Annotated in this window: 7 protein-coding genes and 1 pseudogene; 3 read left to right on the top strand and 5 right to left on the bottom strand. The window is 49.4% G+C overall.

The genetic code is table 11. The annotated features are described in order from the left end of the window. Positions 1-610: 610 nt before the first annotated feature. The 3 genes and pseudogenes from K7P76_RS33585 to K7P76_RS00730 all read right to left on the bottom strand — a co-directional run. A pseudogene (locus tag K7P76_RS33585) lies at positions 611-2,281 on the bottom strand (S-layer homology domain-containing protein); the annotation flags it as partial. Between the two features lie 239 nt (positions 2,282-2,520). Beyond that, positions 2,521-4,068: a response regulator transcription factor gene (locus K7P76_RS00735; RefSeq protein ID WP_232182157.1), complete on the bottom strand. Its 1,548-nt coding sequence runs from the start codon at positions 4,066-4,068 to the stop codon at positions 2,521-2,523. Next, the gene (locus tag K7P76_RS00730; protein WP_232182156.1) at positions 4,065-5,882 is read right to left on the bottom strand and encodes a sensor histidine kinase; all 1,818 of its coding nucleotides are present in this window, start codon (positions 5,880-5,882) and stop codon (positions 4,065-4,067) included. The genes K7P76_RS00735 and K7P76_RS00730 overlap by 4 nt, the downstream gene beginning before the upstream one ends. Positions 5,883-6,432: 550 nt before the next feature. On the opposite strand from K7P76_RS00730, the gene hflX reads away from it, so the two are divergent. Next, on the top strand, positions 6,433-7,707 hold the full coding sequence (gene hflX / locus K7P76_RS00725; RefSeq protein WP_232182155.1) for a GTPase HflX: 1,275 nt from the start codon (positions 6,433-6,435) through the stop codon (positions 7,705-7,707). A 38-nt stretch (positions 7,708-7,745) separates the two neighbouring features. Here hflX and K7P76_RS00720 read toward each other — a convergent pair whose 3' ends face one another. Beyond that, complete coding sequence (locus K7P76_RS00720; protein WP_232182154.1) at positions 7,746-8,618, bottom strand: Rpn family recombination-promoting nuclease/putative transposase; 873 nt, start codon at positions 8,616-8,618, stop codon at positions 7,746-7,748. Between the two features lie 122 nt (positions 8,619-8,740). Then, a complete protein-coding gene (locus K7P76_RS00715; RefSeq protein WP_232182153.1) occupies positions 8,741-8,983 on the bottom strand; it encodes a hypothetical protein in 243 nt (80 codons plus the stop codon). A gap of 168 nt (positions 8,984-9,151) precedes the next feature. Here K7P76_RS00715 and K7P76_RS00710 point away from each other — a divergent pair, with 168 nt between their 5' ends. Together K7P76_RS00710 and K7P76_RS00705 are read left to right on the top strand one after the other, a co-directional pair. Then, complete coding sequence (locus K7P76_RS00710) at positions 9,152-10,810, top strand: SWIM zinc finger family protein (RefSeq protein WP_232182152.1); 1,659 nt, start codon at positions 9,152-9,154, stop codon at positions 10,808-10,810. Then, positions 10,807-13,782, top strand: a complete 2,976-nt coding sequence (locus tag K7P76_RS00705; protein ID WP_232182151.1) for a DEAD/DEAH box helicase — start codon at positions 10,807-10,809, stop codon at positions 13,780-13,782. The genes K7P76_RS00710 and K7P76_RS00705 overlap by 4 nt, the downstream gene beginning before the upstream one ends. Positions 13,783-13,796: the final 14 nt, after the last annotated feature.

The following is a 13,796-nucleotide window of genomic DNA, read 5'->3' as shown; positions in this document are numbered from 1 at the left end:
CGTTAGGACCGCGGCGCGAATTATTTTCTTGAAGATTGTCGCTCATCATCTGAGCCTTCTCTTCATAGCCCATCGCTATCATTTCGATATGAGAGACACCGGTATTCGTTACCGCCCATACACCGCCGTTGCCGTCAGCCAGCATATACCGGACATCGTCATCAGGCAAATAACGTTGCGTTGCAAAAAATTGTACGACGTCGCGCGAGTATGATTCACTCGTATTAATTCGTACGACGCCTTTGCTTGTGGCAAGCCATGTCGTCGTGCCATCTGTGTCCGCTACGCTGAATTTGACATCCGATTCATCCACGGGAAGCATCTCTCCGGGAAGAGTGCCGGTTAATTGCGGAATTGCTTTATCCGCAGGCGCTTGAATTGTTCCGCCTATATAATCTTTCACGTTCTGCGGCAACGCATTATCCGCAAAGGAATACTTGGTTACCTTCTTTTGCAATACTTGGCCCACATTAGCAGCCGTCACATTCGGTTTGACCGTTTGTGCTGTTGTAGGTCTCTTTGAAATATCGATCGGATTGAGCGGTTCGAATTTATCCGGATCCGGATCCACGATTACTCTGGTTCTTACCGGTTGGCCGTCAACCATAGCGGATACAACCGTATTGCCTACTTTCACCGCAGTAACTTTGCCATCAGAATCGATGGTCGCAACCTCCGGCGACAAGGACGCCCAATCCGTCGCCGTTTTGCCTGGAGCCATGATCGAAGCAAGATCCGCTGTGCTGTTGACTTTATTATTCAGAGTAAGCTTGACATTATAGTTCGCTACGATAACGTTGACCGAATCGCTTTCATTCCCGAAGGATACGCTAACGGTCTCGACGCCAGGGCCCTTGGCCTTGATCGCGCGCTTGTTTCCATGATCGTCATCTTCGACGATGACGCCATTTTCCGGTATGGTCCAATCGGCTTCGGCATTCGAAACCGTTTTGGGCGTACGGACATCCAGCCAGGCGATTTCATCTTTGAACAGAACGATATCGTGTCCGCCAATTATTTTAGTTCCATTAAACTCTTCCGTTGGCGGATTCGGATCGCCGCCGTTGCCGCCTCCGGTTGTCCCTGTACCTCCTTGCGTCGTCCCATTTTGCGTTGCGCCCTCTTGTTTGCCGGCAATCGTTGCCGTTATACCATCCTTAAAGGTAGTATGGACCGGTTTTTGGCCTAGCGTAGAACCCTGCGCATTAATGGTCGCATTTTCGATTTTGCCGTTGCCGCCAATCGTTGCCGCCGCATTAAGCGTAAGGTTTGTAACGGTTCCGCCTTCCAACACCACGTTCATCTTGCCCTCTACGGTAAGATTCGCTACATTCCCTCTTATCGTAATCGTCTGGCTTCCGTCCGCGTTGTCTTTTATTGTGACATGATCGATAGTCGTTTCAGAATTGTTTTCCAGGATAGCGCCCGATGAAATCGTTATCGAGGCCGCGCTGCTTCCCTTGCCCATAACGACTCTTACATTTCCATCCTTCTTGATGATTTCAACATTTCCGAGCGAGGAATTCTCAACCTCGATACTATTAGGGCCGCCGCCTTCAACAAAGGTCGTACCGGCGACTTTAACGTTGTGCATAGCGACATTCCCTTCGCCTATGCCTTCGGTTAAATAAAGATTTCCTTTTATCGTCATATCGGACAAAACGACATCTTTGGTATTTACAACAAGATTGCCATTCTTGTTCCCGCTGTATGTTCCTGTTGAGGAAATAAGTTCACCCATTGCGTTGTCGATCATCTTAACCGTTTCGGCACGGGTGATTTTGCTCGCAGGCGCGAATTTGTTGCCGTCTCTGCCTGCTATATAGCCATTGCTTTTCATCGCTCCGATAGAAGCTTTTGCCCAATCCAATATTGCCGAGGAATCGACGAAAGCGTTCGCTGCGCTTGCATCGCCTTTAAGCTTAAATGCCCTGGCAACCACTGCAGCGGCTTCCTGTCTTGTGATCGGAGCCGTCGGATTCATACGGCCGTTGCTGTCGCCTTGGATAATGCCGGCGCTGACGGCCTTTGCGATGGAGTCGGCATACCATTCATTCGCCTTAACGTCAGGGAATGTTTTTGCCGATTTTTTCGTCAAATTCAGCACCCTGTTAATAAACGTTACAAATTCTGCCCGTGTAATATTCGCATCCGGATGCAACGAACCATCCGCGTATCCTTGCAGCAATTTTTGATTTACCCAGGATTCCAGTTCCTTAGCCGCCCAATGCGGCTTAACATCCGACGGTGTGGCAATAGCAGGTTGTATCAGGGTAATCATCATGCCGAATGCAACAAGCAGGGCGATACAACTTTTAAAAGTTCGCTTCATTCCGCTTACCACGTTCATTTGAATTTTCCTCCCCCTAGCACGGGATGTAGTATTGCTAGTTTTAATTGTAGGAGGAATCGCCGTGGCCGGACATTACAGGAAGTGACCACTTGTTTATCTTTTCGCCGCTATTTTCGTACAAGATATAAATTCGATTAACGCCATGTAAACGACGTTTATTCCACTTATCATTTTATGACTTCCGGTTTATCACTATAGTGGGATGGGGAAACTCCGCGCACCTTCTTGAACATTCGGGTGAACGAGCTCAGGTTTAGATAGCCGAGGTGTTCGGAAATTTCGGTCAGGCTTTTGCCGCTTTTCATCATGACGATCGCCAGCTCCGTCTTCTCGTGCAGCACGAACTCGGTAAAACTTACATTGCTCACTTCTCTGAACAAACGGCTTAGGTAAGAACTGTTAATGTGAAACGTGTCCGCGATTTCCTGTAACGAGATTTCTTGCTGAAGATGGGTTTTAATATATTGCTTAATGAGCACGATGACCCTGCTTTTATCTTCGACGGAATTCGTCAGCGACAAATAGCCTTCCGTCCTATCCATATCTTGAACGAGCAAAGCGACGGTATGCTCCAATTTTCGGGTCATGTACATTTGATCGACCAATTGGTGGTTGGCCACCTGTTTGCCTGAAGCCAATTCCTCGCAAGCGGACCAAGTGCGAAACAGAAATTCCGTTAGCATGTTTTTGACGACATTGGGGTGAAGATGCGGGGGGCGTTTCAATTCGGCTTGCAGATCCGTAAGTTTATGTTTGGCCGCCGCGAATTGCAGCGATTCTATGCAATCGTAAATTTCCTTTTTTAGTTTCTGCACCGTGTCGGACATCGCCTCATTCAGAAAATGGCTCTCGTCGTAAATTCCCGGCTCATCGTCGAAATATTGAAGCTGAAGCAATTCAACGACTTTACGATCATGGGATGGCCACTCGTGAGGATGGGTAAAAGACACGCTCATGGCGAGAGAAACTTGAATGCCCGTATGTTCCTTAACCTTTCGCAGCCATTGCTTAAGATCCGATGCCCTGAAGCTGTCGGATAGAATGAAGTGCCACCTGCGGTGCTGCGCGTCCTCTACGTTTCCGATTAGGGAACTGCCGAACCGATTTCTCGCCAACCGCTCGATTTGACTCGACAGTATGGCAAATGGGGAATGAATATCTATCTGCAGTACCCAAGCCTGAAGTCGTTCTATTTTCCCCGCCAACTTCATTTCCGCAAGCTGCTGCTGGATTTGGGCTGAATCCGTCATAGCCCCGCTCAGCCACTTTTGCATGAATACTTTGACCGGCAAATCCAATGACGCATTCATCGACAGCGCCTTCTCTGCCTCCCCCCGCTCCCTTACAATGTCGAAGGATATGTTTTGCAGAATACCGCATAATTCCGTCATGTCCAAAGTCGATTTCAATAGGAAATCGCTGACTTGCAGTTGAATGGCCTCGCGCGTGTATTTCATATCCTGTTGGCACGTCAATACGATAAACCGAGCTCCGGAGTGATGGGTTTTGGCGTAACGGATAAATTTGAGACCGTCCATTTTCGGCAGTTCTATGTCCACAAGCACGATGTCGGGATTGTGCTGCTTAAACATTTCGTAAGCCTCGTCCCCGTCCATGGCTTCGCAGACGAGCTCCATCCCCAGAGAAGACCACGGAATCGCTTTTCTCAAACCCAATCTGACCAAAATTTCATCTTCGACGATCATCACTTTCATAACGAGCTTCCTTCTTTCTCCTGTTCGGCTATTTTGTAAGGAAGAGTAATCGTTACCGTCGTAAATTGTTTAACTTGGCTTTCGATTTGGATACCGTAGGGATCCCCGTATTCCAACCGGAATCGCTGCTGCAAATTAAGCAAGCTGATTCCGGATGATTTCCGAGTGTGCCGTTGTTCGCGGTGGAAGAGCCTCTCCAGAACATCCGGTGCAATCCCGCATCCATTGTCAGTCATCCATACGATCAACTTCTGGCCTAGAACCCTTGCCCTAATCGTAACTTGCGGTTCTTTATCGAATGGGTGCGCGAACCCGTGCAGAATGGCATTCTCAACAATGGGTTGAACCGTAAACTTAGGAATTTGGGCTTGCAGGGACGACTTGTCCAGATCAAGCTCGACCTTAATTTGTTGCATCGATCGAATCTCCTGGAAACGGACGAAACTCATCGCATATTCCTTTTCTTCTTCGAGCGTGCTGTACAGCACGTCGGTATTTTTCAGCGTATAATCCAGCATTCTTGTTAGAGAGAGAATCGCCTCCGCCATCTTATGGTCCCCGTGCAGAACGGCCAGAAACCTTAGCGAATTCAAGGAATTATGCCAGAAGTGAGGCCGCATTTGCTCCTGCAGCACATGAAGCTCCAGCCTTCTTTTCTCCCCTTCCCCCCGTTTGATCGTATGGAATTGCTCTTGAATTTCCGCGAAAAACTGATAGATGCCGCGATTTAAGGTTTCAATTTCCTTGAACCCCTTATACGAATAGGTGTTGGGCACGAGCCCATTTCCGGCATTTCTGACCATTCTGGACAAATTCTGCACCGGCAGCGTCACTTTGGTGTACAGAATAACGAAGAACACGATAATAAATAGAATGGATATTGCCGTCATGATAGCGGTGATTCGCCAAATACTCACGCTGTCCGTATGCAGAAGATGAGGAGGAATTAACGAAACCATCATCCATGGCGTGGATGCGATTTGTTTGTAAATCAAATGGTATTCGACGCCCGACAACCGGATATCGATCGATCCCTGATCTTTGTTCTGGGTTTTGACATTCCGATAAATGCTTTGGAGGGAGGCCGTGTTCTTGGACAGTTCGCCGGGAAGAGTCTCATTGTGGAATAGAGTCTGCATATCTCCGGAAAAAATGAAGATGGGGTTCTCGTCATTGATCTGGGCTCTGTTCAGCATTCGTTCGATTAAGGTTCCGTTCAGTTGGATTATGAGCAGGCCTAACGAGTGATTGTTCTGGATAATATTTTTGCTGACGTAAAGGACATTCGATGAATGCTCACTATGAAAATCTGCCGTTACGTTCCAATGAAGAAAGCTATTGTCCAGGACGACCCGTTTCTCATACCAAGGGAAAGTCGAGACGATTTGCTTCAGCTTCCGTTCTTCCCATACGTTTATGGAGGGATAGGCGTATATATCCGATTGTTGACTGAATATTTGGATATTTACGGGCAATCTGAGGTGGTAATATTCGGAGAACTGCCGAATCTGTTCCTCCGCCTTCTTCTTTGTGGAGGTATTGCTGTTCTGTAAAATGCGGATGAGATCGGGATTGTTAGATAACGTACGGGCAAAATCGTCAATATAGTTCAAGTAATTAGAGATGTTAACCGAAAGCGAGTCCATATTTTCAACAAGAATTTGGTTGTACTGCCCTTCGATCGTCCTGGTCGATTGTTTGCTGATGACATATCCCTGAAAGGAGATAAGGAACAAAATCAACAAGGAGATCAAAGTAAACAAAAGCAACTTCCAACTGGTCAAAAAAGCTCTGATCCCGTCTCGCCAGTTCATGTCTGCATTCTCCCAGTCTATAATCGTTGATGTGGAAGCCGAAGCGCATATAACAAAAAGCTGAAGATGTGAACAATCTTATTATATCTTCTTTTTATTATCAATCTTCTCCGAATTAATCTTCTCAGAATTAATGATGCCGACTTTGCCAGTTCGGCGACCTGTGTTAAAATTATTGTTACTTACAGGAACGGAGGGTTACGTGTGATAGACTACATCCGAGTTAGATCTTTGCGCGGCTAATTGAATAGCGCTAAAGGCTCTGCCTGCGTGCAGAGGACTCAGGATTGGTCTGTCCTATGAACCCTATATCAAAGTGAATGAATAATGATGCTTGGAATGGATTATGGATAACGGGATACGTCTCGTTGTCTGCTTTTCGGGCATTCCTTTCGTTTGCTTCCCTAGGAATAGGTAGGATCGGCAAGCGTCGAAGAGATTCGTCTGCTTGCGCTTTTTTCCTTTTGTCCTCTAGATGATTAATGCACGCACAGGCAGAGAGTCGCCTGTGTTTTTTATTTGCTTATTTATATCGGAGGATGAGGAATAGATGGAACAATTGCGTGACAAAGCGGTAGTTGTCGGAGTTCAACTCCATAATAACCCCGATTTTCCCAGCGCCTTGGAAGAATTGCGGAATCTGGCCGATGCGTGCCTAATAGAAGTTGTCGGCGAGTTGGCTCAGAAAGCCGAACGAGTCAATCCGTCCCTCTACATGGGGAGCGGCAAAATCAAGGAATTGAAGGAGCTTATGGAGGAAAAAGGGGCAGACGTCGCGATCTTCAACGATGAGCTGTCGCCTTCTCAAATTCGCAACCTGGAGGCTGAGCTGGATTGCAGGGTTATCGACCGAACGATCTTGATTCTGGATATATTCGCGAGTCGGGCCCAGACAAGGGAAGCCAAACTGCAAGTCGAAGTCGCCCGGCTGCAATATATGCTGCCTCGCTTAGTCGGACTTCGGGAATCGCTCGGACGTCAGGGCGGCGGTGGAGGAGCGGGGCTTAAGAACCGAGGCTCCGGGGAAACGAAGCTGGAGCTTGACCGGAGAAGGATCGAGGATCGGATCGCGGCTTTGCAAGCGGATCTGGAGAAGCTGATAGCCAGGCGCCATATCCAGCGCAGGCAGCGCAGCAAAAATGAGATCCCCGTCGTCTGTCTGGTAGGCTATACGAATACAGGGAAATCGAGCCTGATGAACGCTATGGTGCAGAAGTACAGTCCCGGATCTGCCAAAGAGGTGCTCGCCAAAGATATGCTGTTCGCCACTTTGGAAACGTCCGTCCGAAGCATCGAGCTGCCGGATCGCAGATCGTTCTTGTTGGCCGATACGGTAGGATTCGTCAGCCAGCTGCCCCATCATCTTATTAAGGCGTTCCGCTCTACTTTGGAAGAAGTGACCGGGGCCGACTTGTTGCTTCACGTCGTCGATTGCTCCGATCCAGCGTACGAGAAGCGGGTCGAAGTGACGAACGAGACACTTCGGGAGCTTGGAGCCGGCGAGGTTCCGGTCCTGAAGGTGTACAATAAAGCCGACTTAACGGACCACGCCTATCCTCGGATCGAAGATGGCAGCGTGTACCTATCCGCTCGGAAGAATAGCGGGATCGAGGAGCTAGTTCAATTGATTAGCGATCGTATCTTTACGGATTACAAGGAATACGAAATCCTTATCCCCTTCGATCAGGGGCGACTAGTGTCTTATTTCAACGAGCACGCTCACGTTTATTCCATGAGCCACGAAGAAGGCGGTACGCGGCTGGCAATGACTTGCAGGGAAGCCGATTACGACAAGTATCGAAGCAGCTTCATCCTGCTTAGCTAATGCGAAGAAAAAAGCGCCCCGCGGGCGCTTTTTTTCATTTACTTAGAATCGGCGGCGGATTCAGCCAAACGATTGATCTGCTGCACAGACATCCCGCTTACCTCGGAAATAAACGCGACGTCCAATCCTTTTGCCAACATTTTTAAGACCATTTCTGTTTTACCTTCCGCTTTGCCTATTGCTATTCCTTCTTCTCTGCTGCCTGACATCGAGGAATTCCAATCTCTCATGGCATTCTCCCTCGCTTCCGCCAGCTCCCGTACGTAGTCTTTGCCGCTTAACATCTCCAATTGCTCTTCCGTTTTCCCGATCATAGGATCCATTGCCATCAGCTCCTTTAATTGATCTTCAGGCAGCTTCTCGTCCATGAACAGCAGCCACCTGTGCAAGGCTATATTTTTGTCCTTCTCGGCACGTTCGAATTTCGGAAATTCTATAAAGTGGACTGCGAGCGCATCCGTAAGCATCGCTCGATCTTCATGATCCTCGTAGAAGTGGTAGGTGCTGTGAAATCTTTCAAAAGGAAACAACTCAAAATTCAGTAAATTTATGGTAATAGTCTTCTTCAGCTTTTCGTAAGGTTCTCCGGCTTTGATGGAAGCAGTGAACAGCTTCGCAAGATAAAATAAAGTGCGTTTCACCATGTTATAGCGATTTAGCATCTGCATTTCGACGTTAATCTGTTCTCCGCTCGCCAGTTCGGCTCGAATATCGAGCCTGCCGGTTTTGTCGCTAAGCATGTCCTTCTTCAGCTGCTTGTTCTCGATCACCTTCAGCCCGATGATCGGATCCGAACCATCCTGCCTCAGAATCGCATTCAATAGCGCCATTAAACTATCCTTAGATGCCTTCTCGCCGAATAAGCATCCGAAAATAAAATCGTTTTTCGGCTTCAATCGGTTAATAGCCAATACATTCACTCTCCCGCATGGTTGGTTGGCAAATTGCCACGCTCCATCGGTGCTTCCGTATCGGCGTATGGTTCCATTATATCATGAGAACTTGGTGGAAGAGAACACGCATGTTAACGCCGCTAAAGAGTCAAATGCCAGCTATCCGAACGACTTAAGGAACGTGCGTTCCTGGCTCTGTTAATCGCGCTAACAAGCAGGAAAATGCGCACGTCTCCGGAAGAGGTATTATGGAATAACACTTTGTTCGGCGTTAGTTCGCCGCCCCCTCCACCGGCAATGAATGTGCCCGGCGATGGCTCGGCCTCTATTTTAATCGCGAAAGCTTCGTTGTTAAACAAAAAGTAGAGGTCCTTCAGAACCAAACGTTGCCCTGCTTTGACGTTAATAATGATCTGCTGGAGCAAAATGGTTTTGCGAGGAGCAACGGAAATCGAGCTTGCGTGTTTGAGCAGTTGATCGTTGGAATAATAATAAAATGATATAATAAATGGATTAAGTTTCGAGATGTAAATCTCTTAGGAGTCCAATAAATGATGATACCAACTTATGACTTGGATGATGATCAGTGGAATATGCTTGTCCAAGATGCGGCCGATAATTTCGACGATGTTACTCTGAATCGGGGTTTCCAGTACTATAAGCAAGGTCGCGTTCTGAAGCTTACGATACCCTCTCCCCGATACGTTAACGCTGTCGTGGAAGGTTCCGAACGCTATCAAGTGGAGATTAATTTGGATTTTTTCTCGTTAAGCCACTGCGCCTGTCCGGTTAGCGGCAACTGCAAGCATATGTTTGCTGCACTGCTTAAGTATGCGGACCTGCATAACCGTTCGGTACACATGCTCGTTAATGCGAAGACGATAGCCCAATCGAAGCCGCCCGTGACCGGCAAACCAACTAAGCCCTCAATAATGTCCTACGGTCAAGCAAAACAAATCGCGGCTAAAAAAGCGGCGGAAAGCGAAGCATTGTTAAAAGAACAAGCCCAGCACATTGCGACCATGAGCATTCCGGAATGGCACGAGTTGTTCGAGGTCTGCATTTCGCCATTGACGCAAAGTTCGAGGAATGCCCAGTTTGTCGAGGACGCTATGAATTCGATCGCCCGAATAAAACCGCCAGAAGCGATAGATCTTCTTTTCACGATGCATGCCCGCTTATTCGTCCTATCGAAACTAACGAAATTGCCGCAAGATCAATCGGGTTACCTTTATTCTTATCTCGCCTACCATGCCCATCATGCGGCTTCAGACTTGCAGGATGCGATTTGGCAATCCATCATTGATGCAACTGCTTTAGCGGCCGAACCGCACAACGATACGCTGGTCGGGCAGACACTAACCTACTTGCGCAAAGAAATGCTGGGGGAAGCCAACGAAAATCACTATTTTTTATTCCATTACCTAGGTATTTGGTGTTATTGGATTTATCCTAATATCGATAACGGCATTCCCTATTCGAAGGAACTGCAGCTATTAGAGGCCGTTGCCGGCGAGCTTGGCTCGTCCCTTTCTCCTTTTGCGTTGGCACTTGCGCAAGCCGGTATGCACTTGTATCTTACGAACGATTCGGAAGCATGGAAACTCCTTGACGCCGCCAAGAAAATGTCCGATCTGCCATCGGATTATTTATTTCATTTACTAGACTACCTCTCGCAAACCGAACAGTGGAGCCGTTTAAGAGCATGGTTAATCGAAATTGCCCCTTTGCTCAGCATGAAGCGGAACAATAAAATTCACCTGTATTCGGACTACTGGGACCTCACCGTTCATCACCTACCTGAAGCCGAGCAGCAAATGTGGGATACTTTCTCATCCTTGCTTCCTTATTCGCGCACCCTCTACGAGGATAAATTATTGGCTAACGGCAGGTGGGAGCGTTGGATGGACTTTCAATTAAGCTCCGACTGCGACCCTCGGGATTTTCGCGTGACAGAGCTGCAGCCCTTGGAGAAAAATGCGCCTGAGCTTCTGCTCCCCTTCTACCATCAAGCAGTCGAACGATGCGTGCTGGTTAAAAATAGAGACGGCTATAAGGCCGCCGTTAAGCTGCTAAAGAGATTGGCCAAGTTGTACAAAAAAATGAAGCAGGAATCGCGTTGGGAGCTCTTCCTTACGTCGTTTGCCAGCCGCAATAGCCGACTTCGCGCGCTGCAAGAGGAGCTTCGGAAAGGGAAGTTGCTGGAATGAGAACGGGTAAGTATACGGAAACGATTAACATACGGGTTCTCCTGGGAGAGAATGGGGATGCTCTCATACATGGATCTTATAACGAACATATTTATGCGACCGGAGTAGCCCTTAAGCAGAACTTGTTCGCTTGGCATGAAGCTTCTTTCTACGGAACCGAGCTGGCTATCCATCTCGTCCAAGGACTTGAGGTTGTCGTTCTTCCTGCGGAAATGGTCGTCCCGTTCTTCGCTGAGCTTAAGCTGCTCCAGCACATAGAGTGGGTATGGGATGACCTTACCGAGCGACTGATCAAGCTTGCCCCGCGGCTCGCCGTTTGTTTGGAACAAAAAAAATATGTTCCAAGCTTTTCGGCCTTTCGGTCAGGCAAGCTGCAATGGACTTGGGATGAAGAAGCATTGGAGCCAGATGATAGAGCCGCGTTAGATGCAGCCGCTGAGGATGCTGACTTCATTAAAGGACTGAGAGCGGCTTTCTCTGCCGCAGTCTATCATAACCACTATGGAACGGAACTGGCTGCTGCGGATTTAAGAAGAGAGTTCCCCCTGCTGTTTTCTAGAAAAAGCCCGGTTGATACAGGGTTAGACGAGAAAGAATGGCTGGTTACGATCGGCTGGAAAACGGACACTGCGCCCTTCCGGCCTGCTTTGCAATTGCTGGAGCCGGACGATGAGGTACCGGCTTGGCGTCTTCAGCTAGTTCTGCAGGATAAACGGGATCCGGCAGGGATTGCGCATGTGCGGATTGCCGGCAACGGCGAGCTGTTCGGTTCTTGGCCGAGCGCATGGACGACGCATGTCAGACAACGCTCCGCCAGTTGGTTGGAGCGGTTGCGCGCAAGCCTGCCCGCGGATCGGTTTAATGAGCATAGCGACGAGGATGTCTTCGCCAGTATGCTGGACGACGAAACCGCTTGGCGTTTCTTAACGGTAGACAGCCAGCGTCTATTAGAGGCAGGATGGCAGGTGCTGCTCCCCGCCTGGTGGGAAGCAGCCAGCCGGAAGAAACCACGGCTTCGCGCCAAAGTTAGCTCCGATGAAGGAAGCAAGGCAGGCGGTTCTCTCTTCGGGCTCGACTCGATCATCGACTTCGATTGGCGCATTGCTATTGGCGAAATCGATCTTTCCGAAGCCGAGTTTGCCGAACTGGTTGCCCGCAACGTAAGACTTGTCCGTTTCCGGGGGGAGTGGATTCAGCTTGACCCCGCTTTGCTGGCGCAAATCCGCAAAGCGATGGCTGCGATGGACAAAGGGCAAGGCCTTTCCTTTCAAGACGTTCTTCAATTGCACCTTCTTGGCGGCAGCGATATTGACGGCGGGGATAAAGAAGGCGATACAGCTGGATCCAAGGCGGAGCACGCGGAGCGGATCAAGCTGGAAGTCGAGCTTAACGAACATCTGATTAAGCTCATCAGCCAGATCAATCAGCAGACCGAGCACCCGAAGCTTGCCGTTCCGAGCGAGCTGCAAGCGGAGCTTCGCGCTTATCAGCAAGACGGGTACGCGTGGCTCGCTTTCCTGCGCCGTTTCGGGTTGGGCGCCTGCCTAGCGGACGATATGGGCCTCGGCAAAACCGTGCAGCTTATCGCTTATTTGCTGCATATCAAAGAACCTAGGGTTAGTTCGCCGAATGCGGAAAACAACCTTCCCTCTCTCATTATTTGCCCAACTTCCGTTCTAGGGAATTGGCAGAAGGAGTTAAGCCGTTTTGCGCCGTCACTGAACGTGATGCTGCACTATGGAAGCGGACGTCTTAGCGGGGAGGCGTTCGTCGAAGAAGCCAAGCAAGCGGATGTCGTGCTCACTTCCTACGCGACCTGTTCTCTCGATCAGGAAACGCTTCAAAGTTTTGCATGGACATCCATCACATTGGACGAAGCGCAAAATATCAAAAATGCCCAAACGAAGCAATCGGCCGTCGTCCGAAGTCTGCCCGCAAAACACCGCATCGCGCTTACCGGAACGCCGATCGAGAACCGGTTGTCGGAGTTGTGGTCCATCTACGATTACATCAATCCAGGTTACTTGGGCAGCTCGCGTGCCTTTAACAACCAGTTCGCCTATGCGATCGAGAAGGAAAAAGACGCTCAGCGCACGGCCGATCTCCAGAAGCTGATCAAGCCCTTCATGCTTCGGCGCAAGAAGAAGGACCCAGCCATACAGCTCGATCTCCCGGAGAAGAACGAGATGAAAACCTATGTGCATTTAACCGCCGAACAGGGCGCTCTCTATGAGCAAACCGTAAATGAATTAATGGAGAAAATGCAGAAGCTGGAGGGCATCGAACGTAAAGGCGCCATTCTAGCCGCGCTTACTCAACTGAAGCAGCTATGCGACCATCCGATGCTAATGACGAAGGAAGCTTTGCCGGAAAATGTTAAGGCGGGCGAGGCTGTCGAAGCGCTAATAAGCCGCTCTTCGAAGCTGGAGCGTCTGCTCGCCATGGTTAAGGAGCTGCGGGAAGAGGGCGACCGGTGCCTCATTTTTACGCAGTATATCGGCATGGGGGAAATGCTGAAGCTTGTGCTCGAGCAGGAGCTTGAGGAGCCGGTTCTCTACTTGAACGGAAGCACGTCCAAGACTGCGCGCGACCGCATGATCGAGCAGTTTCAATCGAGCGGACAGCCTATTCCTGATCCCGGACAGCCAAATGTGTTCATTCTGTCGCTCAAGGCTGGGGGAGTCGGCCTCAACCTTACGGCGGCGAATCACGTTTTCCACTTCGACCGCTGGTGGAATCCCGCCGTCGAGAATCAGGCTACGGACCGCGCCTATCGGATGGGTCAGACACGCGACGTGCAGGTGCACAAATTCATCTCCCTCGGCACGCTGGAGGAGCGCATCGACGAAATGCTGGAGAACAAACAGCAGCTGAGCGATAACGTCATTTCGTCTTCCGAAGGTTGGATTACCGAGCTCTCGACGGACGCTCTGAAGGATCTCTTCACCTTGCGGCGGGATGTAATGGGGTAAGGATTAGCCTGAGC

Source organism: Cohnella silvisoli, from assembly GCF_021190915.1.
Classification (GTDB): domain Bacteria; phylum Bacillota; class Bacilli; order Paenibacillales; family Paenibacillaceae; genus Cohnella; species Cohnella silvisoli.
The sequence above is the reverse complement of the archived record's forward strand: the minus strand, read 5'-3'. Positions and strand labels throughout refer to the sequence as shown.

What these genes read in the sequence shown, in the direction of transcription:
- K7P76_RS00735 (WP_232182157.1), bottom strand. Translation starts at nt 4,068, where the DNA reads ATGAAAGTGATGATCGTCGAAGATGAAATTTTGGTCAGATTGGGTTTG.
- K7P76_RS00730 (WP_232182156.1), bottom strand. Translation starts at nt 5,882, where the DNA reads ATGAACTGGCGAGACGGGATCAGAGCTTTTTTGACCAGTTGGAAGTTG.
- hflX (WP_232182155.1), top strand. Translation starts at nt 6,433, where the DNA reads ATGGAACAATTGCGTGACAAAGCGGTAGTTGTCGGAGTTCAACTCCAT.
- K7P76_RS00710 (WP_232182152.1), top strand. Translation starts at nt 9,152, where the DNA reads ATGATGATACCAACTTATGACTTGGATGATGATCAGTGGAATATGCTT.
- K7P76_RS00705 (WP_232182151.1), top strand. Translation starts at nt 10,807, where the DNA reads ATGAGAACGGGTAAGTATACGGAAACGATTAACATACGGGTTCTCCTG.